This is a genomic window from Caulobacter sp. Root487D2Y (assembly GCF_001427165.1).
Classification (GTDB): domain Bacteria; phylum Pseudomonadota; class Alphaproteobacteria; order Caulobacterales; family Caulobacteraceae; genus Caulobacter.
The window spans coordinates 114,431-134,527 of sequence record NZ_LMFD01000013.1 but is presented as its reverse complement, the minus strand read 5'-3'; the positions used below and the strand labels follow the sequence as shown (position 1 = coordinate 134,527).

At 68.8% G+C, this 20,097-nt stretch carries 16 protein-coding genes and 1 pseudogene; 7 read left to right on the top strand and 10 right to left on the bottom strand.

Annotated features, from left to right (window positions below):
- Window positions 1-406: 406 nt before the first annotated feature.
- The gene (locus ASD38_RS19605) at window positions 407-1,090 is read right to left on the bottom strand and encodes a DUF3313 family protein (protein ID WP_056462709.1); all 684 of its coding nucleotides are present in this window, start codon (window positions 1,088-1,090) and stop codon (window positions 407-409) included.
- A 144-nt stretch (window positions 1,091-1,234) separates the two neighbouring features.
- Entirely contained in the window at window positions 1,235-1,720 is a 486-nt protein-coding gene (locus tag ASD38_RS19600) for a YcgN family cysteine cluster protein (protein WP_056442837.1), read from the bottom strand.
- 68 nt (window positions 1,721-1,788) lie between these two features.
- On the opposite strand from ASD38_RS19600, the gene pbpC reads away from it, so the two are divergent.
- Window positions 1,789-3,939: a multimodular transpeptidase-transglycosylase PbpC gene (gene pbpC, locus ASD38_RS19595; protein ID WP_056462707.1), complete on the top strand. Its 2,151-nt coding sequence runs from the start codon at window positions 1,789-1,791 to the stop codon at window positions 3,937-3,939.
- Between the two features lie 144 nt (window positions 3,940-4,083).
- Here the strand turns inward: pbpC and ASD38_RS19590 are convergent, their stop codons facing one another.
- The gene (locus tag ASD38_RS19590) at window positions 4,084-6,585 is read right to left on the bottom strand and encodes a response regulator (RefSeq protein WP_056462704.1); all 2,502 of its coding nucleotides are present in this window, start codon (window positions 6,583-6,585) and stop codon (window positions 4,084-4,086) included.
- Window positions 6,586-7,151: 566 nt separating this feature from the next.
- Between ASD38_RS19590 and ASD38_RS19585 the strand changes: the two genes are divergently transcribed.
- Window positions 7,152-10,013: a TonB-dependent receptor plug domain-containing protein gene (locus ASD38_RS19585; RefSeq protein ID WP_056462701.1), complete on the top strand. Its 2,862-nt coding sequence runs from the start codon at window positions 7,152-7,154 to the stop codon at window positions 10,011-10,013.
- 226 nt (window positions 10,014-10,239) lie between these two features.
- On the opposite strand, the gene ASD38_RS19580 is transcribed toward ASD38_RS19585, so the two are convergent.
- The gene (locus ASD38_RS19580; protein ID WP_056462698.1) at window positions 10,240-10,992 is read right to left on the bottom strand and encodes a hypothetical protein; all 753 of its coding nucleotides are present in this window, start codon (window positions 10,990-10,992) and stop codon (window positions 10,240-10,242) included.
- Between the two features lie 164 nt (window positions 10,993-11,156).
- On the opposite strand from ASD38_RS19580, the gene ASD38_RS19575 reads away from it, so the two are divergent.
- From ASD38_RS19575 to ASD38_RS19570, 3 genes are all read left to right on the top strand, one after another.
- Window positions 11,157-12,989, top strand: coding sequence for an ABC-F family ATP-binding cassette domain-containing protein (locus tag ASD38_RS19575; RefSeq protein WP_056462696.1), 1,833 nt, complete (start codon window positions 11,157-11,159; stop codon window positions 12,987-12,989).
- A 176-nt stretch (window positions 12,990-13,165) separates the two neighbouring features.
- Window positions 13,166-13,249 carry a hypothetical protein gene (locus ASD38_RS24080; protein ID WP_145688053.1) on the top strand — a complete coding sequence of 28 codons (84 nt, stop codon included), beginning with the start codon at window positions 13,166-13,168 and terminating at the stop codon, window positions 13,247-13,249.
- A 96-nt stretch (window positions 13,250-13,345) separates the two neighbouring features.
- Window positions 13,346-14,437 (top strand): 3-deoxy-7-phosphoheptulonate synthase, encoded by a 1,092-nt coding sequence (locus ASD38_RS19570; protein ID WP_056442853.1) that lies wholly within the window; start codon window positions 13,346-13,348, stop codon window positions 14,435-14,437.
- Window positions 14,438-14,463: 26 nt separating this feature from the next.
- On the opposite strand, the pseudogene ASD38_RS24760 reads toward ASD38_RS19570, so the two are convergent.
- Window positions 14,464-14,565: pseudogene (locus ASD38_RS24760) on the bottom strand (hypothetical protein); the annotation flags it as partial.
- A gap of 119 nt (window positions 14,566-14,684) precedes the next feature.
- Here ASD38_RS24760 and ASD38_RS19565 point away from each other — a divergent pair.
- A complete protein-coding gene (locus tag ASD38_RS19565; protein WP_056462693.1) occupies window positions 14,685-14,888 on the top strand; it encodes a hypothetical protein in 204 nt (67 codons plus the stop codon).
- 90 nt (window positions 14,889-14,978) lie between these two features.
- Window positions 14,979-15,911 (top strand): iron-containing redox enzyme family protein, encoded by a 933-nt coding sequence (locus ASD38_RS19560; protein WP_056462690.1) that lies wholly within the window; start codon window positions 14,979-14,981, stop codon window positions 15,909-15,911.
- A 201-nt stretch (window positions 15,912-16,112) separates the two neighbouring features.
- Here ASD38_RS19560 and ASD38_RS19555 read toward each other — a convergent pair whose 3' ends face one another.
- The 5 genes from ASD38_RS19555 to ASD38_RS19540 form a co-directional block, all read right to left on the bottom strand.
- Window positions 16,113-18,026 carry a potassium transporter Kup gene (locus ASD38_RS19555; RefSeq protein ID WP_056462689.1) on the bottom strand — a complete coding sequence of 638 codons (1,914 nt, stop codon included), beginning with the start codon at window positions 18,024-18,026 and terminating at the stop codon, window positions 16,113-16,115.
- Window positions 18,027-18,164: 138 nt separating this feature from the next.
- On the bottom strand, window positions 18,165-19,052 hold the full coding sequence (locus ASD38_RS19550; RefSeq protein ID WP_056462688.1) for an EamA family transporter: 888 nt from the start codon (window positions 19,050-19,052) through the stop codon (window positions 18,165-18,167).
- Between the two features lie 101 nt (window positions 19,053-19,153).
- The gene (locus tag ASD38_RS24345) at window positions 19,154-19,300 is read right to left on the bottom strand and encodes a hypothetical protein (RefSeq protein ID WP_200946026.1); all 147 of its coding nucleotides are present in this window, start codon (window positions 19,298-19,300) and stop codon (window positions 19,154-19,156) included.
- Window positions 19,301-19,348: 48 nt separating this feature from the next.
- On the bottom strand, window positions 19,349-19,684 hold the full coding sequence (locus ASD38_RS19545; RefSeq protein ID WP_156390798.1) for a hypothetical protein: 336 nt from the start codon (window positions 19,682-19,684) through the stop codon (window positions 19,349-19,351).
- 213 nt (window positions 19,685-19,897) lie between these two features.
- Window positions 19,898-20,095, bottom strand: a complete 198-nt coding sequence (locus ASD38_RS19540) for a hypothetical protein (RefSeq protein WP_056442871.1) — start codon at window positions 20,093-20,095, stop codon at window positions 19,898-19,900.
- Window positions 20,096-20,097 lie beyond the last annotated feature (2 nt).

Genomic DNA, 20,097 nt, shown 5'->3' with positions numbered 1-20,097 from the left:
CGTATTGATCGACGACCTTCAGTCCCACCGCGTGCGGGCCGGGCGGGTTCGCGCGGGTAAAGTTAGAGTCTGCGAGGCCAGCGGACGGTGCGGCAAGAAGCACCAGCAACAGAAACAATACGCGCATGTCTTTCCCCTCGGGCGGGGCAGCCATGGCCGCGTTCCCGAACGGCGCCAACTAAAGCTTCTGTAATGTGAAGCTGTGAGACCCAGGCGCCCGTATCGCCAGCAGGCGCGCCGGGTGCTTGCCTTTTCCACCCCGAACAACGATCAGCATGTCCGCGCTCAGCGCCGGCGACGGACATTGTCGGTCGCGGTGGATCCCGTCATTTCAGGGCGGGAATGACGGATCAAAGGGATGGCTCGGAGACGGGCCGAGCCGTTCAAAGTGCTGAATGCGACCGCCCTACCCCGCGATCGGCGACAGGGTCTTCAGCTGGTTCAGGCCCTTGACGCTGTTCTTGGCCCAGGACTCGACCTGCCGGTCGAAGTCCATGCGGTTGGTGACCCGGTTGCGCCATTCCATCGTGAAGTCGTCGATCGTGCGGTCGTCGACCACCCGGCCCAGCAGGGATCCGGTCAGCGAGTCCCGCGCCTCCACCACCAGGGTGATCTCGCCGGCGTCGCGGCTGTAGGTGCGCACGTTCGCCGGGCCCATGACGTCCGGCGCGCGGACGATGATGTCGATCAGGGAGGTGCGCACCCGCAGGACGTCGGACGCCGGCTCGGTCACCACCGGATAGCCGCCCGCCGTATAGGCCTTCTGCAGGATCTCGGCGGCGGACTTGCGGCCCTCCTCGATCATGCGCTGGATGTCCCGGTCGGTGACCTCCAGCGAGGTCGACCTCTGGTTATTGTTGTAGTCGCGCTGCCAGTTCTTCTCGAACGCGATCTCGGTCGGGTCGAGGATCACCTTGGTGTAGCCGCGAAAGTCGGCGCCGGGCCGCAGATAGACCTTGTCGAACCGCTTGGCCTTGACCTTGACCAGCCCGTCCCACTCGGCCCCCGGCTTGGCCGCCAGGGCGGGCCGGGCGGCGGCGGTCATCGCGAGGCTGGTGAGGGCCAGGGCGGCGAAATGGCGTCTGTCCATGGTCGGGCTCCGGATCTGCTCCGCCGGGACGATCCGGCCGTGACCTTAAGGTGTAAATCGGTGGAAACCCGGAATTGGCTTGGTTCAGCATGGCGGCCGGGCTCGCCCTTGAAACCCTCTCCCCATGGAAGAGGGTTTCAAGGCTCAGTCCTCGGGGTCGTAGATAACGTCGCTCTTGTCGTACATCAGGTCGGTGGCCACGAAGTCCAGGGCGTCTTCCGGATCGCTGAACGACAGCTCCGACACCGTCTGGTCGCGCACCGAGATCCCGGCCTTGTGGGTGCTTTCCGGATCGCCGGTGATCAGCGGATGCCACAGCGGCAGGCTCTTGCCCTCGTGCAGCCGGCGATAGGCGCAGGAGGGCGGCATCCACTCCAGGGTCTCGATGTTGTGCGGCGTCAGCTTGATGCAGTCGGGCACGGTCTTGCGGCGGTTGGGATAGTCCTTGCAGGTGCAGCGGTGCTCGTCGAACAGCTGGCAATGCACCCGCGTGGGGATGATCTCGCCGGTGTCTTCGTCTTCGAAGCGAACCAGGCAGCAAAGGCCGCAGCCGTCGCATAGACTCTCCCACTCGGGGACGGTCATCTGATTTAGGGACTTCGTCTCCCAGAAAGGTTTGCGCGCCATCATCCCGGCGTCCTAAACCCTATTCGCCCTCTCTTCAAACGGGATGGGACCAAAGTGACCGGGGGGCCGACTTGAACGACTGGACGCTGCCGCCCTATCGCTTCGACGATGGGCCCAAGGGCCAACAGCCCGCGCGGCCCGCGGAATTCGCCTCGGCGACGCCGCCGCCGCTGTCCGAACCGCCCCCGCCTCCCCCTGGGCGGCGCCCGCCGGAAGAGCCTTTCCGCGCCGACCTCAAGCACGCCAAGGCCAAGCGCGGCCGCTGGATCTGGTGGACCCTGGCCGTCGTCGTCCTGCTGGCCCTGCTGACCGCCGCCTCGGGCGCCGGCTATGTCTGGTGGAAGTACCTGCGCGACGCCCCGCCCCTGCCGTCGCGCGAGGCGCTGTTCGCGGTCAACCGCGCGCCCGGCATTCGGTTCGAGGACCGCAACGGCCAGGTGATCGCCACCCGCGGTCCGCGCTACGGCCGGCGCATCACCCTGGGAACGGTGCCCAACTACGTGCCCCAGGCCTTCCTGGCGGCCGAGGACCGGCGGTTCTACAAGCACGGCCCCATCGACCTGTACGGCATCGTCCGGGCGTTGAACGTCAACCGCAAGGCCGGCCGCACCGTGCAGGGCGCCTCGACCCTGACCCAGCAACTGGCCAAGGGCCTGTTCCTGACCCCCGACCGGATCACCAAGCGCAAGGTGCAGGAGATGTACCTGGCCTGGAAGCTGGAGCGGGTGCTGACCAAGGACGAGATCCTGGAGCTGTATCTGAACCGGGTCTATTTCGGGGCCGGCACCTATGGCGTCGACGGCGCGTCCCAGACCTATTTCAACAAGCCGGCCAGCCAGCTGACCCTGTCCGAGGCCGCCCTGCTGGCCAGCCTGCCCAAGGCGCCCTCGCGCATGGCCCTGACCCGCGACATGAGCCGCGCCCTGGCCCGCTCGCGCCTGATCCTGACTAGCATGCGCAAGGAAGGCTGGATCACCGCCGAGCAGGAGAGCCAGGCCCTGGACAACACCCCGCGCCTGTCGCCCCTGGCCATCCAGGACGAGGGCGACTACGGCTGGGTGCTGGACTACGCCACCAGCGAGGCCGTGCGCATCGCCGGCCAGAACGCCCCGGACCTGGTTGTGCGCCTGACCATCGACCCGCGCCTGCAGCATGTGGGCGTCGAGACCGTCCGCCAGGCCATCGCCATCGGCGGCGAGGGCGCCGGGGCCCGCCAGGCGGCCCTGCTGTCGCTGTCGGCCGACGGGGCCGTGCGGGCCATGGTCGGCGGGACCGACTATATCGAAAGCCCGTTCAACCGCGCCGTCCAGGCCCGCCGCCAGCCGGGCTCGACCTTCAAGCCGTTCGTCTACGCCGCCGCCCTGGAGAAGGGCGTGCTGCCCAGCGACATCCGCGTCGACGGGCCGGTGCAGTTCGGCGACTGGAAGCCCGAGAACTACGCCGGCGGCTATCGCGGCCCGATGACCGTGCAGGACGCCCTGGTCAATTCGATCAACACCGTCGCCGTCAAGCTGGCCCAGGAGGCCGGCGGCCCGGCGATCGGCGACCTGGCCCGGCGTTTTGGAATAACGAGCCTGCCCTCCAATCCCGACCTGTCGGTGGCGCTGGGGGCCTATGAGGTGAACCTGCTGCAGCTGACCTCGGGCTTCCAGGTGTTCCAGCAGGGCGGCGCCCGCGTGCAGCCCTATGTGATCGAGAGCATCGCCACCCAGGGCGGCGAGCCGATCTTCACCCACACCGCCCCGGCCGCGCCGCCCAGCGTCTACGACATCAGCAAGGCCAGCATGATGGTCAAGATGATGATGAAGGTGGTCGAGGTCGGCACCGCCAAGCGGGCGGCGTTCGGCCGGCCGGCGGCGGGCAAGACCGGCACCAGCCAGAACTGGCGCGACGCCTGGTTCGTGGGCTTCACGCCCGACTATGTGACCGGGGTCTGGGTGGGCAATGACGACGACCGGCCGATGAACCGGGTGGTCGGGGGCGACATCCCGGCCAGCATCTGGCGGCGCTACATGCTGGCGGCCCACGAGGGGCTGGCGGTGCGCGACTTCCCCTGGTTGCTGCCCGATCCCGAGCCCCTGTCGACGCCCGATCCGCGCAACGGCTTCTACGAGACCCTGGGCGCCGAGTTCGCCCGCTCGGCCTCGGAGCTGGAGCCGGCGGCGACGCCGGAGGGGGCGGCGACGACGTCGAGCGGAGCGCCGGAGCAGCTGCCGTACTAGGGGCTATCGATATTCAGGCGCCGTGCGTGGCCCTCGTCCTTCGACAAGCTCAGGATGAGGACCATTGCGCAGGCCTCGACAGTAGAAATCCTCATCCTGAGCTTGTCGAAGGACGGGGAGAACGCACCTAGCGCTGATCGCCCATCAGCCGACCGCCCGCAGCTCCGGCGCGGTCTCTTCGGCCACGGCCTCGATCAGCGCATACAGCTGGCGCAGGTCGATCGGCTTGGCCAGGCAGGCGTCCATGCCCGCGGCCTCGTACTCGACCTGGTGGTGCGCCGACGCGTCGCCCGACAGGGCGACGATCGGGGTGCGCCGGCGGCCGGTCCGGGCCTCGTCCAGGCGGATGGCCCGAGCGGCCTCGACGCCGTTCATGCCCGGCATCCGCACGTCCATCAGCACCAGGTCGAACTCGTCGGCCGCCCAGGCCTCGACCGCCTCGGCCCCGTCGGCGGCCAGCCTCAGCTCGACGTCCAGCCCCTGCAGCATGGCGCGCAGCAGCGCCTTGTTGGCGGGGTTGTCCTCGGCCGCCAGGATCCGCAGGCGGCGCGCGGGACCGGCGGCGGGCCCGGCTTCGGCCTCGACTTCGGCCTGGGCTTCGGGCGCGTCGGCGACGACCCATCGCAGGTCCAGAGCCCGGCCGATGGCGCACAGCAGCTCGCCGTTGTCGATGGGCTTGGCGACGAAGTCGTCGGCCCCCGCCAGCCGGGCGCTGGCCCGGGCCTCCTCGGCGTTGTTGGCCGACACGGCGATGATCGGCGCGTCCTTCAGCGGTTCGATCAGCCGCATCAGCCGGGTGGCCTCATGGCCGTCCATCACCGGCATCTTCAGGTCCATCAGAATCAGGTCGGGCCGCACGGCCTGGGCGACCCGCACCGCCTCGCGGCCGTCGCCGGCGGTCTCGATCGTAAAGCCCAGGGGCAGCAGCAGGTCGCGCAGCAGGTCGCGGTTGTCGGGGTTGTCGTCGACCACCAGCAGGCGGCGGCGCGCGCCGGCGTAGCCGCGGATGTCGGCCAGGGCCGGGGCCCCGTCCGCGTCCAGCGCCTGGGCCAGGGGCAGGCGGACCTCGAACCAGAAACAGGCGCCTTGGCCCAGGCGGCTCTGAACCTGGATCGTCGCGCCCATCAGCCCGGCCAGCTGCCGGCTGATGGCCAGGCCCAGCCCGGCGCCGGCTTCGCGACGCTGGATCTCGCCGACCTGCTCGAACGGCTGGAAGATCCGCTCGAGCTCGTCCTCGGCGATGCCCGGGCCGCTGTCCTGCACTTCGAAGCGCAGGGTCGCGGCGGCCGCGTCGTGGTCCAGCATCGCCACGCGCAGCGACACCCGCCCCTCGCTGGTGAACTTGACGGCGTTGCCGAGCAGGTTGAGCAGGATCTGGCGCAGGCGCTTGTCGTCGGCCAGGACGGCCTCGGGCGCGTCGTCGGCGACCAGGCATTCGAACGTCAGACCCTTTTCCTCGGCCCGCACCTGGATCATCTCGGCGACCGCGGCGACCGCCTGGCGTAGCCGCACGGGCGCGGCGCGCAGCTCCATGCGCCCCGCCTCGATCTTGGACAGGTCCAGCAGGTCGGTGATCAGCGACAGCAGGTGCTCGCCGCTGCGATGGATGGTCCGGACGGCGCTCAGGTCCGCCTTGGCCAGGTTCCGGCGCTCCAGCAGCTGGGCGTAGCCCAGCACCGCGTTCAGCGGCGTGCGCAGCTCGTGGCTCATATGGGCCAGGAAGTCGGACTTGGCCTCGCTGGCCCGCTCGGCGACCGCCTTGGCCTCGGCCAGGGCCGCGCGCGCCTGCGCCTGGGCCCGTTCCTTGTCGCGGGTGTCCTTGCGCGCGCGCTCGACCCGCACGGCCATGTAGAGGCCGATCAGCACCGCCCACGAGGCCAGGATGATCAGGTACAGGGTGGCGGGCGCGACGCTGGAGCGGCGCAGGACCAGCGACTGGATCCTCATGTCGTAGCGTCCCGGGGGCGCGACCGTGGCGGTGGACACCTCCATCGCCACGATGTCGTCGAACTGGGGGCGGGCCAGCTCGGGCGCGAAGTTCTTTCCCGACAGCCACCATTCGGCGACGCTGAAGTCGCGGGGACTGAGGGTCACGGTCTGGCGGCCCTTGTGGACCGAGAACTCGACCTTGTTGATCTTGGCGGTCGAACGGTCGCCGATCTTGCTGTACCGGCCGTCCTGGTTCTTCAGATAGAACCGCAGGGCGGTGGCCGGCCCGTCGTAGTCGATCGTCAGGGTGATCGTGTCCAGAGTGCGCAGGTCCATGCCCCGCAGGGCGCCGTTGCCGTCGAGCACCACCTCGTAGCCGCAGAACAGCGAGACCGAGGCCCCGGGCTTCAGGTCGCAGGACCAGGCCAGCGGCTTGTCGGAAGCCTTGAAGCTGGAGCTGCCGCCGATCACCTGGTCGGCATAGCCGCTGTAGCCGTAATTGGCCGCGGTGGCGTCGGTCACCACGATCTCGCGGTCGAACAGCTGGTGCTGGAACCCGATGATCGCGGCGGTCAGGACGAACAGCGCGATCAGGCACAGCTCCGCCCCGTTGCGGGTCCACGACCGGCGACGCCGGACGGACGGCGACCAGACATCGCTGTCAACGCCCTCGCGCGAAGCGGCGACGACGCCCTCTTTCAGGCTCGATTCCGACAAGTCTGCTTCAGGTCCCACGACATCCCCCGACCGAACCAAGCCTTTTGCCGCGAAGGGGGTGGCCAAGAGCTTAACCGGGGCCCGCTGCGACGAACGGTCGCCCCGCGCCAGACGGGCGCTCAAGGCTTCCGGGGGCACGCCCGGGCTCGCCCGCGGGCCTCGCTTTGTGCGCTTGCACATATCGATAATCGATCTCGGAATATCGACTTTCGATGAGCAACGTTATAATAGTTACAGGACTGTAAGGATTCATTTCAGATCATATAGATCAAGGAACCCTTATATTTGCAGTCAAGCTTGGATATCGGCGTTCTATCTACATCACATTGCACCGCTGACACCTAAAAGACCCATTGTCGCCGCATTTCGGTATCGGCAGTTGCTTGGATGTGACAGGTCCTAGACATATTGATTACATAGCGGCGTCGACGATTGACGGGCGTCTTTGGCGGCTCCTATCCCAAAGGCAACCGGGGACGCAGGTCCATCCGGGAAACCTGAAACTGACAGGGCGACGGGACGAGCGGGTCGACGAGACCAGACTCCGAGCGCCTGGAGGGACCGACATGAAATTGCAAATCACCCGCGGACGCCTGTTCGCGACGACGATGATCGCGGGGGTCGCCACCTTCGCCGCCTTCGCCGCGAACGCGCAGACCGCGCCGGCGCCCGCCGCCCAGGCCGCGCCCGCCGACAACGAGGTCGAGGCCGTCGTCGTCACCGGTTCGCTGCTGCGGCGCACCGACGCCGAGACCCCCTCGCCCGTCACCGTCCAGACCCAGGCCCAGCTGGAACAGCGCGGCATCACCTCGGTGGCCGACGCCATCCGCACCCTGGCCGCCGACAACAGCGGCAGCATCCCCACCGCGTTCGGCAACGGCTTCGCGGCCGGCTCGTCGGGCGTCGCCCTGCGCGGCCTGTCGGTCAACTCGACCCTGGTGCTGATCGACGGCGAGCGCACCGCCAACTACCCGCTGGCCGACGACGGTCAGAAGGGCTTCGTCGACCTGAACACCATTCCGTTCAACGCGGTCGAGCGGGTCGAGACCCTGAAGGACGGCGCCTCGTCGCTGTACGGCGCCGACGCCATCGGCGGCGTGGTCAACGTGATCATGAAGTCGAACTTCCAGGGCGCGGACGCCGAGGCGTCCTACGGCGGAACCCAGCACGGCGGCGGCGCCCAGTTCCGCTTCAACGCCGAGGCCGGCTATGGCGACGTCGACGCCGACAAGTACAACGCCTATGTCGACTTCGAATACCAGAAGGACGACCGGATCCGCATCGACCAGCGCGGTTTCCCGTTCAACAACAACGATCTGACCTCGATCGGCGGGGACAACAACAATCCCCAGCCCGGCTTCCGCGCCTCCGGCCCCTACGGCTACGCGGTGGTCGGCGGCGCCATCGACCCGGTCACCCACAAGGCCACGGCCCTGATCGACCCGGCGACCGGCGCGGCCTATGCCGGCAACCCGCTGCGGACCTGCGGCCCCGACGCCCCGCTGACCACCGACGCCGACGGCAACAACTACTGCGCCAGCAACATCGCCACCTATGGCGACCACCAGCCCAAGCAGGAGCGCATCGGCGGCTACGGCCGCTTCACGGTCAAGCCGACCGACCACCTCGAGGCCTATCTCAGCGGCAGCATCTTCCAGAACAAGGTCGACGTGAACAACGGCCTGCAGCAGGTCGTGGTCGGCTCGCCGCACAACACCGTGGGCATCGCCCTGCCGCAGTTCCTGCCGGACGGCAGCCTGAACCCGATGAACCCCTATTCGGGCGCCAACCCCGCCTATGCCGGCCCGACCGGTTCGGCGCTGATCAACTACGGCTTCGGCGACATTCCGTCGAAGAACACCTACACCAACCGCGTCTACCGCATGGCGGGCGGCGTGAAGGGCGACGCGCTCGGCTGGGACTACAACTCGACCCTGGTCATCGCCCACTCGTCGCTGGAGACCCGTCAGGAAGGCTTCATCAGCTACAATGCCCTGATCGACGTCATCACCAACGGCACCTACAACTTCATGAACCCGTCGGCCAACAGCCAGGCCGTCCGCGACAAGCTCGCGCCGGTGATGCTGAAGACCTCGACCACCGACCTGGACTCGATCGACTTCAACGCCACCCGCCAGTTCGGCGAGCTGCGCGGCGGTCCGATCGGCGTCGCCTTCGGCGGCCAGTTCCGCTACGAGGCCACCGAGGATCCGAACATCAATCCGTTCGGCGACACCCAGGGCCTGGGCTCGGCCCAGACCCGCGGCAACCGCACCGTGGCCTCGGCCTTCGGTGAAATCGGCCTGCCGGTGCTGGAGAGCCTCGAGCTGAACCTCTCGGGCCGCTACGACCACTATTCCGACGTCGGCGGCAACTTCTCGCCGAAGCTGGCGGCCAAGTGGACCCCGATCAAGACCCTGGCCCTGCGGGCGACCTATTCGAAGGGCTTCCGCGCGCCGAGCTTCTCGGAAGGCGGCGACAGCGCCTCGATCGGCTTCACCAACTCGCAAGGCCTGCCGGCCAGCTTCATCGCGCTGCACCCCGGCTCGTTCCCGAACGGCGGCAACGCCTACACCCAGACCTACGCGTTCCAGCTGAACACCACGGCCAATCCGGACATCAAGCCGGAGAAGTCGGAAAGCTACACGTTCGGCGGCGTCTGGGCCCCGAACCGTCACTTCAGCACCTCGCTGGACTACTACCACATCGACAAGAAGGACGTGATCGCGGCCCTGACCTCGGGCCCGGCCCTGGCGGCCTACTATGCCGGCCAGCCGATCCCGCCCGGCTACACGATCACCCCGGACGCGCCCGACCCGCTGAACCCGACGGCCCTGCCGCGCGTGCTGTCGGTGGGCTCGCCCTATGTGAACGCCGACTCGCTGTCGACCAGCGGCATGGACTGGAACATCCGCACCGACTACGACCTGCCCTGGGGCGAGGTGCGCTGGACCAGCGAGCTCGATGCGACCGTGATCTTCAACTACGACTTCACGATCGCGGGCGTGACCAGCAACTACGTCGGCAAGCAAAGCCCCTACGCCCTGTCGTCGGGCGCGGGCACGCCGAAGTATCGCGGCGTGTGGACCAACAGCTTCGCTCAAGGTCCGTGGCGGATCACCGGCGCGGTCAACTATGTCAGCGGCCAGCGCTCGATCGACGCCGATTCCGGTCCCGAATGCCTCTATGACGGCGGAACCGAGATCGACAACAAGTTCTGCCACAGCAAGGCCTTCATCGACCTGGACCTGACCGGCTCGTACGACATCAACGACAAGGTCCAGCTCCAGGCGGCGGTGCTCAACGCCACCGACGAGGGTCCGCAGTTCAACCCGGCCAACTACGCCGGCGTGAACTACAACCCGACCTTCTCGCAAGCGGGCCTCATCGGCCGGTTCTTCCGCGTCGGCGTGAAGATGAAGTACTAGGCGCGCGCCTGGTTCAAAGAGATCTCGCGTACGGGGTCACCAGTACGAACCCCGATGAGATGGAGGGGCCGCCCGCAAGGGCGGCCCCTTTTTCTTGGCTGACGGGGACGCACACTCACCCACCGGTGACCACACCGGCCGGCGGCGCGGCCTTATGGAGGCTTTGCGCAACCTCCGGGGCTTCGTGTCGTTTTCCACCGCCTGCCCCAGGCGGCCTGAGGCTCGGCTAGACCCGGTATGTCTTTTGGATTCGCCAATAGGCCGTCGTCACCGCGCCGCCGATCAGCGGCGGCACGATCGCCAGCAACCATCCGCCCGCGCCGACCGCGCCTGGGGGAACGCCTGTCGCAAGACCCGTCATCAGGCCCACCCAGGCCAGACTCGCTATCACCCAGCAGGCCAGGACGCGCTTCCAGCCGTCCAGCCGCCACAGCGCTAGGGCCAGGGCGCCGGCCAGGGCCAGGAGCATGGCCAACACGGTCCAAGGCAGCTCTTCCAGCACGTTCCCCGTGGAGGAGCCGTCGCCTTCCAACCAGAGAAAGCCGCCCACCGTCGCGACGATCAGGCAGATCCCAACGCCACGCGCGATCCTCGAGGCCGCCACGCGGGCGCGCCAAGCGGCCGGGAACCGCTCCCACGCCACGCTCGCGAAAATCAACGCCAGCGTGACGCCGCCGCCGATCAGCACGATCCAGCGCCCCGCGCCGCCGCTCGCGATACCGCCCCAGGCCCATTGGGCGCCGACCCAGAAGAACGCGCCGTCCAGGAGCACGGCGAAGACTTGCCCAAACCGGGATTTGCGGAGCCAGGACCCGAGCACGAACTGCGCCATCATGACGAACCAGAAGCTATCGTGGGCATAGGCCGCCGTCGAAGCCCACAGCCGGCCGTCGGCCCACCACAACAGGCCCGTGACGAGGACCACGCCGAGCGGATAGAGCGGTTGAATCTGTGTGCGGGGTTCGGGCGCGTCGCTCATACGCGCCAAGGTAGCGTGGCCGTGGGTTCCTGCAATCCTTGTCCGGAGAAAGAGGATGTCCGCGGGCGCCCCCGCCCCGCGACAAGAAAACCCCCCGCCCCCTCGCCGGCCCTGCTATACGCCCCCATCTCCTCATTCCTCGCCGACAGTAAGACCTTCCGATCATGGCCTCCCCGACTCGCGCCCCTGTCCTGGCTCTCAAGGACGTCCGCCTCGCCGATGGCGCCAAGCCGTTGTTCGACGGGGTCGACCTGGCGCTGGAGCCGCGGGTGCGCGCCTGCCTGGTCGGGCGCAACGGGGCCGGCAAGTCGACCCTGCTGAAGATCCTGGCCAACCAGGGCATCGAGGCCGACAGCGGCGAGCGCGCCGCCCAGCCGGGCGCCAAGATCGTCTATGTCAGCCAGGAGCCGGACATCGCCGGCGAGACCCTGCTGGACTACTGCACGGCCGGCGGGGCCGAGGACTACGAGGCCCACGCCACCCTGGCCGACTTCGGCCTGGACTACGCCAAGAGCACGGTGGGCCTGTCGGGCGGCGAGCGTCGCCGCGCGGCCCTGGCCCGCGCCTTCGCCGAGCAGCCCGACGTGCTGCTGCTGGACGAGCCGACCAACCACCTGGACATCTTCGCGATCCAGACGCTGGAAGAGGAACTGGCCAACTCCAAGTGCGCGGCCCTGATCGTCAGCCACGACCGCGCCTTCCTGAACCGCGTCACCCAACGCACCTTCTGGCTGGAGCACCGCAAGGTGCGCCGCCTGGACAAGGGCTTCGCCGAGTTCGAGATCTGGAGCGAGCAGGTGCTGGCCGCCGAGGCCGACGAGGAGCGTCGCCTCAACAAGCAGCTGGAGAAGGAAAACGCCTGGCTGGCGCGCGGCGTCCAGGGCCGCCGGGCCCGCAACGAGGGCCGCCGCCGCGCCCTGATGGACCTGCGCGCCCAGAAGCGTGACATCCAGGCCGACAAGCGCGGCAGCATGACCCTGGCCGTCGAGAGCTCGGGCACCTCCGGCAAGAAGGTGGTCGAGGCCAAGCACGTCACCAAGACATTCGGCGACCGCGTGATCGTCGAGGACTTCTCCACCCGCATCCTGCGCGGCGACCGCGTGGCCCTGGTCGGCCCCAACGGGGCGGGCAAGACCACCCTGGTGCGCATGCTGCTGGGCGAGATTCCGATCGACGCCGGCACGATCAGCCTGGGCACCAATCTGGAGATCTCCTACGTCGACCAGAACCGCATGGCGCTGTCGGAGAAGATGACGCTGTGGGACTTCCTGACCCCCGGCGGCGGCGACTCCATCCTGGTGCGCGGCATTCCCAAGCACGTGGCCGGCTACGCCAAGGAGTTCCTGTTCACCGAGGCCCAGCTGCGCCAGCCGGTCACCAGCCTGTCGGGCGGCGAGCGCAACCGCCTGCTGCTGGCCCGCGCCCTGGCCACGCCGACCAACCTGATGGTGCTGGACGAACCGACCAACGACCTGGACATGGACACCCTGGACCTGCTGGAAGAGGTCCTGGCTGATTTCGAGGGAACCCTGATCCTGGTCAGCCACGATCGTGACTTCATCGATCGCCTGGCCACCTCGACCATCGCCATGAACGGCCACGGCCGGGTGCTGGAGACCCCCGGCGGCTGGAGCGACCTGATCGACCAGGCCCCGGACTTCTTCAAGGGCGCCCGCGGCGCGGCCGGCGACTTCGCCACCGGCACGGGCTCGAACAAGGCGGTGATCACGCCGTCGGCCCCGCCCCCGCCGAAGAAGACCGTCAAGCTGTCCTACAAGGACCAGCGGCGGCTGGAGGAGTGCGAGGCCCTGATCGCCGCCTCGCCGAAGATCATCGCCGACATCGAGGCCAAGCTGGCCGATCCGGGCTTCTACGCCCGCGATCCCAAGGGCTTCGACAAGGTCATGAAGGACCTCGACAAGGCCCGCGCCGACCTGGCCACGGCCGAGGAAGACTGGCTGGCGCTGGAAGAGAAGCGCGAGGCGATGGCGGGGTAGGGTTTCTGACGGTGAGCGAATTCCTCGTCCTTCGACAAGCTCAGGATGAGGAATTCGAATGCCAACCACACCAAACCAGCCCTCATCCTGAGCTTGTCGAAGGACGAGGGCGGCCCCTCCGCCGGGCCTCACACACCCTAGTGACACGCCGTCGACTTGCCTCTAGGCTTGCGCCCATGATCCTCGCCGCCAGCCAACAGCTGTTTTGGTATTTTAGCTATCCGACGCCTCTGGCGCCGGGAGGGGATCGTTCGGCCTGAAATCAGAGCCGCAAACGCCTTTCACCAGCCGCCAGGGGTTCCCCGGGCGGCTTTTTTCATGGCCGCCGGACCTCCAGACCTTCCAGGAGTTACGCCGTGCCTTCCTCGACCGCCGCCCATCTCGTCTCGCTGCCCGTCCCCACCGACGACCTGCGCATTGAAAAGCTTCAGACCCTCAGTCCGCCCGCCCAGGTGATCGGCGAGGCGCCGGCCACCTCGTCGGTCGCCGAGGTCGTCGGCGACGCCCGTCGCGCCGTGCACGAGATCCTGAGCGGTCGCGACGACCGGCTGGTGGTGGTGATCGGGCCGTGCTCGATCCACGACCCCAAGGCCGCCCTGGAGTACGCCCGCCGCCTGGCTGTCGAGCGCGAACGCCATGCCGGCGAGCTGGAGGTGATCATGCGGGTCTATTTCGAGAAGCCCCGCACCACGGTCGGCTGGAAGGGCCTGATCAACGACCCGGACCTGGACGGCGGCTTCCGGATCAACGAGGGCCTGCGGCTGGCGCGGCGGGTTCTGCTGGACGTCAGCGCCCAGGGCCTGCCGGCGGCCTGCGAGTTCCTGGACGTCACCACCCCGCAATACATCGCCGACCTGGTGGCCTGGGGCGCGATCGGCGCGCGCACCACCGAAAGCCAGATCCACCGCGAGATGGCCTCGGGCCTGTCGTGCCCGGTCGGCTTCAAGAACGGCACCAACGGCGACGTGAAGGTGGCCGTGGACGCGGTGACCGCCGCCGCCCAGCCGCACCATTTCCTGGCCGTGACCAAGGAGGGCCGCGCGGCCATCGCCACCACCACCGGCAACGCCGACTGCCATGTGGTGCTGCGCGGCGGCGCGACGCCCAACTATGACGAAGTCAGCGTGGCGGCGGCGGCGCAGGCCTTGGCCAAGGCGGGTCTGGCGCCCCGCATCATGGTCGACGCCAGCCACGCCAACAGCGGCAAGAACCACGACAACCAGCCCGCCGTCGTGGCCGACCTCTGCGCCCAGGTCGCGACCGGCCGCTCGCCGGTCATGGGCGTGATGATCGAGAGCAATCTCGTCGCCGGCCGCCAGGACATCGTCCCCGGCCAACCCCTGACCTACGGCCAGTCGGTGACCGACGCCTGCGTCGACTGGGGGACCTCGGTCGGCCTGCTCGACGCGCTGGCGGCGGCGGTGCGGGCCGGGCGGCGGGCGCGGTAGAGCGGGGACACCTAACCGGCGTCGCCCAGGAGCCGGCCTCGTCCTTCGACAAGCTCGGGATGAGGCCTGCTTCTGCGACGGCTGAGTTCGAATTCCTCATCCTGAGCTTGTCGAAGGACGAGGAATTCGCCCGCCGCCCTGGCGACCTCGCGGCCAAATTGTCGCTTTTTCGACTTAGGAACGCTCCTCTCTCCGCCTCGTTGATCTCCCCGCCGGAAGCCTCCGGCGCGATCAGGGAGCGACCACCATGGGTGAAGACACCAACCGCGAAGGCCTGCAGCAACAACCGTCCGACGATCAACGCCGGCAGTCCGACCAGCAGAACCAGCAAGGCCAGCCGCGTCGTGACAACGAAGGCGTCGAAGGCGAAGGCGTCGACGACCTGAACAACGGCCTGGAAGGCGGCGCCGACACCGGCGCCATCGAGCCCGGCCGCACCGACCAGCGCTGATCCCAGCGTCTTCGAACCAGGCCGCCTCCTCCCCCGGAGGCGGCCTTTTCGTCCCCTGAAAAGACCCGCACCCGATCCTAGGAGCACGCCATGTTTGGTGGCGAACGACTGGCGCGCATCGGCGCCTTCAGCCCGCAATTCCCCGACGCCGAGGCCCTGCACCGGGGCCTGGCCCACTGGAACCACCGCCGCCTGGCGGTGGGAACGCCCGATCCCGACTGGCGCGCCGAGCTCTCGGACGAGGCCCGGATGAAGCGGATCGAGGGCGAGTACATCGAGCAGTTCCGCGACCTGATCCTGCCGCTGGTCGCCGGCGTGCCGACCGACGCCGACGACTTCGTGGCCTGGTTCGAGGACCTGAGCGAGACCGGCCCCGGCCAGGACGACCCGCTGTTCGATTGGATCGAGGGCGCGGCCGGCCTGGAGGACATCAAGTGGTTCCTGACCCAGGAAGCGGCCGGCGAGGCCGGCTTCGACGACCTGGTGGCGATGACCCAGGTCAAGGTCAGCGACCGCGCCAAGCTGGAGCTGGCCCGCAACTACTGGGACGAGATGGGCCGGGGCGCGGCGGCCGGCATGCATGGCCCGATGCTGACCCGCACGACGGAAGTCCTGGGCCTGACGCCGACCATCGACTCCACCCTGTGGCAGTCGCTGTGCCTGGCCAACACCATGACCGCCTTCGCCACCACGCGACGCTACACCTATCAGTCGATCGGCGCCCTGGGCGTGGTCGAGCTGACCGCCCCGGGCCGGGTGGCCTGCGTCGACGCGGGCCTCAAGCGCCTGGGCGTCTCGCCCGCCGCCCGCAAGTACTTCGCCCTGCACGCCCAGCTGGACGTCGAGCACTCCAAGGCCTGGAACGCCGAGGCCCTGCACCCCCTGGTCAGCGAACGCCCCGACTGCGCCCGCTTCATCGCCGAGGGCGCGGTCATGCGGCTGATCTGCGGCGAGCAGTGCTTCGACACCTACCGCGCCCACCTGTGGGCCCACGTGCACCCGGTGGTCTACGCGGCGGAGTGAGGACTTCGGTCGGCGCCTACCTCTTCTTGGTCGTCATCCCGGGCCTTGTGCCCGAGACCCCTGGTTCAGCTGAACCGTGAGACACAAGCGGTTCGCCGGCGAACCGCCCCCGCTGCACCTGCGGCGGACAGAGGGGTCCCGGGCACAAGGCCCGGGATGACGCCTGAAAGGGGTGCGAAGCTCGTGAGCGAAGAGGCGCCCCTACACCACCACCTGCGACCCCATCTCCACCACCCGGCCGGCGGGGATGTGGAAGTAGTCGATCGGATCGGCGGCGTTCCTGACCATCCAGATGAACAGCCGGTCCTGCCACAGGGGCATGCCGGCCCCGGGCGAGGCCACCACCGTGCGGCGGCCGACGAAGAACGAGGTCGACATCAGGTCGAAGGCCAGGCCGCGCCGCCGGCAGCTGCCCAGGGCGCGCGGAATGTGCGGCGTCTCCATGAAGCCGTAGTGGACGATCACCCGCTTGAAGCCCGCCCCCCCTCCGCCTTCGCCCAGGGGTTCGATCTCGATCCGGTCCTTCTCGGCGACCCGCGGCTGATCGGCCGTCCGCACGGTCATGATCACGTTGTCGGCGTGCAGCACCTTGTTGTGCTTGAGATTGTGCAGCAGGGCGACGGGAGCGACCGAGGGGTCCGAGGTCAGGAAGATCGCCGTGCCGGGCACCGGATGCGGCGGCCGGGCCCGCAGGTTGTCGATCAGATCGACCAGCGCGATCGAGTCGCGATGGACCTTCTGGTGCAGCAGGTCGCTGCCCGTCCGCCAGGTCCACATGACCAGGATGATGGCCCCGGCCGCCGCCAGGGGGACCCAGCCGCCCTCGGCGATCTTCAGGGCGTTGGAGCCCAGGAACACCAGGTCCAGCGCCAGGAACGGCGCCAGCAGGGCCACGCAGGCCCACAACGGCCACCGCCAGTGACGGCGCGCCACCACGAACAGCAGGGCCACGGTCACGACCATGGTGGTGGTCACCGCCACCCCGTAGGCCGAGGCCATGTTCGACGAGGTGCGGAACATGAACAGCAGGAACAGCACGCCCACCGCCAGGGCGACATTGACCTGCGGCACGAAGATCTGGCCGGCCACGGTCTCGCTGGTGCGCTTGATGTCCAGACGCGGCAGCAGGCCCAGCTGCACCGCCTGCTGGGTGACCGAGAAGGCCCCGGTGATCACCGCCTGGCTAGCGATGATGGTGGCGGCCGTGGTCAGGGCCATCACCGGCCAGTAGACCGCGTGCGGGATCAGGTCGAAGAACGGGTTGTCCATGGCCGCCGGGCGGATCAGGCACAGCGCGCCCTGGCCCAGATAGTTCAGCATCAGGCACGGCAGGGCCACCGTCAGCCAGCCGGCGCGGATCGGGCCTTTGCCGAAATGGCCCATGTCGGCGTACAGCGCCTCGGCCCCGGTCACGCACAGGAAGACGCTGCCCAGGATCGTCACGCCCAGCAGGCCGTCGGCCATCATCAGCCTGACGGCGTAGACGGGGCTCAGCGCCAGCAGGATCTCGGGCCGTTGCAGCACGAACGGCAGGCCCAGGGCCGCCAGGACCACGAACCAGATCAGGGTGATCGGCCCGAAGAACCGTCCCACCACCTCGGTGCCGCGTGACTGCACGGCGAACAGGCCCAGCAGGATGACCGCCGCCAGCGGCAGGACGAACGGCGCGAAATGGGCGCCGATCACCGGGGCGGTCGTCAGCCCCTCGACGGCCGACAGCACGGAGATCGCCGGGGTGATCAGGCCGTCGCCGTAGAACAGGGCGGCCCCGACGATGCCCAGCAGCACCAGCCAGGCCGAGCGCTTCTTCAGGGCGTTCTGGGCCAGGGCCATCAGGGCCAGGGTGCCGCCCTCGCCGCCGTTGTCGGCCCGCATCACGATCGCGACGTACTTCAGGGTGACCACCAGGGTCAGGGCCCAGAACACCAGCGACACCACGCCGAACACCGCCGCCTGCGGGTCCACGCCTCGGGCGTGGGCCAGGGCCTCGCGCATGGCGTAGAGCGGGCTGGTGCCGATGTCGCCGAACACCACGCCCAGCGCCCCCAGCCACAGGGCCCCGAACCGGGCGGCGCGCGCCCCCGGGTGGGTCGGCTCGGGTAAGGTATGGGCCATCAGGCTCGCGTCCGTCGGAGAGAAGCGGTGGCCTACAGGCGGTCGGCGTAAGGGCGCCATGTGGATTTCGAGCGCGGGCATAAGGGCGTCATAAAGATTCCGCGCCGGGGGACATGCACTTGTGCGTGTCCCCCGGCCCTAGTCGTGCAGCGGCGCCTCGGCCTGCCTGCGCGACGGGTCGGTGGCCACCGTGCCCACCGAGGCGGCGATCACGAAGGCGATGGCCAGCCATTGGCGGGGCGCCAGGTGTTCGCCCAGCACCAGCAGGCCGGCCAGGGCCCCGACCGCCGGCTCCAGGCTGAGCATCACCCCGAAACTGCGCTTGGAGATGCCGCGCAGGGCGACCATCTCCAGCGAATAGGGAATGGCGCTGGAGACCACCGCCACCACCAGGCCCAGGCCGATGGCGACGGGGTTCAGCAGCGCGGCGCCCGCGGTCGCCAGGCCGAACGGCGCGATGACCAGGGCCGCCGTCGCCATGCCCAGGGCCACCGAGCGGCCGCCGTGCAGGTGCCCGGTCCGCTGGCCGGCGACGATGTACAGCGCCCAGAACACCGCCGCCGCCGCGGCGAAGGCCACGCCGACCAGGTCGAGGTTCAGGCTCGTGTCGCCCAGCGGCAGCAGCAGGCCAAGGCCCGCCACGGCCAGGGCGATCCAGACGAAGTGGATCAGCTTGCGGGCGTGGATCATCGCCAGGCTCAGCGGGCCGGTGAACTCGATGGCGATGGCCAGGCCCAGCGGGATCGTGCGGATGGCCATGTAGAAGCACAGGTTCATCGCCCCCATCACCGCCCCGTAGGTCGCCACGGCGACCAGGTCCTTGCGGGCCAGGGGCGTCCGCCACGGCCGCCAGATCAGGCACAGGATCAGGGCCGAGAACCCCACCCGATAGGCGCTGGTCCCCTGGGCTCCGACCAGCGGGAACAGGGTCTTGGCGAACGAGGTCCCGGCGCACAGCGACACCATGGCCCCGAGCAGGCAAACGTAGGGCAGAGCGGCGCGCAGAGGCGAGGCGGCGGGAGACATACGGCGTCTCTAGCAGGGATGGGCGCGGCCGCCCATGGACCCGAACGCAAGACGCCCGCCCCTTTCGGAGCGGGCGTCCCGGTCTAGCCTAGGGGGCTGGATCAGCCGCAGGGACCGCCGTTGCAGCAGGCCGCGCCGAGGGCGCAGCAGGCTTCAACGGCCTTGGTCACGGTTTCGGGGGCGGCGGCGTAGGCGGCCGACGCCGAGACAAGCAGCATCAGCGCCGCCGTCGAAAGGATACGTTTCATGATGGGTTTCCGATTTCAGATTGAAGGATGAAATTCTGAATTCGGACCTCACCGCGGCGGCGGAAGCTCCGGGGCCGGCGCGCGTCCCGGCGGCCAAGGGGAGGGCGTGGGGGCCGGGATCGCCAGACCGGTCTCAACGGGCTCGGCGATCTGCGTCCCGGGCGCCGCGATGACCTGGCAGGCGACGACGCAGCCGTCCGAACACAGGGACTTGCCCCTGTCGTGGCCCCCATCGTGATCCATGTCGTGACACGGCGCCTGCGCGTGGCTGGAATCCATCGGCATGGCGGCGGTCGGCATCGCCGGCGCGCCGAGCAACAGGATCGCGCTCAGGAGCATCAGCCCCCGCGCCCACCAGCTTGCTTTCACGGCGCCACGTTTCATGGTGATGACCCTACGCCGTTTCACAGCCGACGGAAGCGTGGCCGTTCCTTACGTATCGCGGGGAGAACCCTCTTCCCCCTCTGGGGGAAGACGGCCGAAGGCCCGTAGGGGGCAAGTGTTCAACTGCAGGGCGGAGGCGTACCCGCTTTGCCCCCACCTGGCGGCTTCGCCGCCTGTCCGCCCCCATAGGGGGCGGAACGCTCGCTGCGCTCGCTAGAACCCCTCGTCGTCCTCGACGCCCTCTTCCTCCTCGCCGCCCATGGCCGCTTCCAGGCTCTCGATGATGTCGTCCATCTGGGCGGGCGTGATCGAGACATAGAGCGCCTCGCCGCCGATCGCCGAGACCAGCAGGCGGTAGCCGTCCTCGGTTTCCTGCAGACTGAAGGTTTCGAGGGGCTGCAGCTTGGCCATGG

What these genes read in the sequence shown, in the direction of transcription:
- ASD38_RS19605 (WP_056462709.1), bottom strand. Translation starts at nt 1,090, where the DNA reads ATGGACAGACGCCATTTCGCCGCCCTGGCCCTCACCAGCCTCGCGATG.
- ASD38_RS19600 (WP_056442837.1), bottom strand. Translation starts at nt 1,720, where the DNA reads ATGATGGCGCGCAAACCTTTCTGGGAGACGAAGTCCCTAAATCAGATG.
- ASD38_RS19585 (WP_056462701.1), top strand. Translation starts at nt 7,152, where the DNA reads ATGAAATTGCAAATCACCCGCGGACGCCTGTTCGCGACGACGATGATC.
- ASD38_RS19580 (WP_056462698.1), bottom strand. Translation starts at nt 10,992, where the DNA reads ATGAGCGACGCGCCCGAACCCCGCACACAGATTCAACCGCTCTATCCG.
- ASD38_RS19575 (WP_056462696.1), top strand. Translation starts at nt 11,157, where the DNA reads ATGGCCTCCCCGACTCGCGCCCCTGTCCTGGCTCTCAAGGACGTCCGC.
- ASD38_RS24080 (WP_145688053.1), top strand. Translation starts at nt 13,166, where the DNA reads ATGATCCTCGCCGCCAGCCAACAGCTGTTTTGGTATTTTAGCTATCCG.
- ASD38_RS19565 (WP_056462693.1), top strand. Translation starts at nt 14,685, where the DNA reads ATGGGTGAAGACACCAACCGCGAAGGCCTGCAGCAACAACCGTCCGAC.
- ASD38_RS19560 (WP_056462690.1), top strand. Translation starts at nt 14,979, where the DNA reads ATGTTTGGTGGCGAACGACTGGCGCGCATCGGCGCCTTCAGCCCGCAA.
- ASD38_RS19555 (WP_056462689.1), bottom strand. Translation starts at nt 18,026, where the DNA reads ATGGCCCATACCTTACCCGAGCCGACCCACCCGGGGGCGCGCGCCGCC.
- ASD38_RS19550 (WP_056462688.1), bottom strand. Translation starts at nt 19,052, where the DNA reads ATGTCTCCCGCCGCCTCGCCTCTGCGCGCCGCTCTGCCCTACGTTTGC.
- ASD38_RS24345 (WP_200946026.1), bottom strand. Translation starts at nt 19,300, where the DNA reads ATGAAACGTATCCTTTCGACGGCGGCGCTGATGCTGCTTGTCTCGGCG.
- ASD38_RS19545 (WP_156390798.1), bottom strand. Translation starts at nt 19,684, where the DNA reads ATGAAACGTGGCGCCGTGAAAGCAAGCTGGTGGGCGCGGGGGCTGATG.
- ASD38_RS19540 (WP_056442871.1), bottom strand. Translation starts at nt 20,095, where the DNA reads ATGGCCAAGCTGCAGCCCCTCGAAACCTTCAGTCTGCAGGAAACCGAG.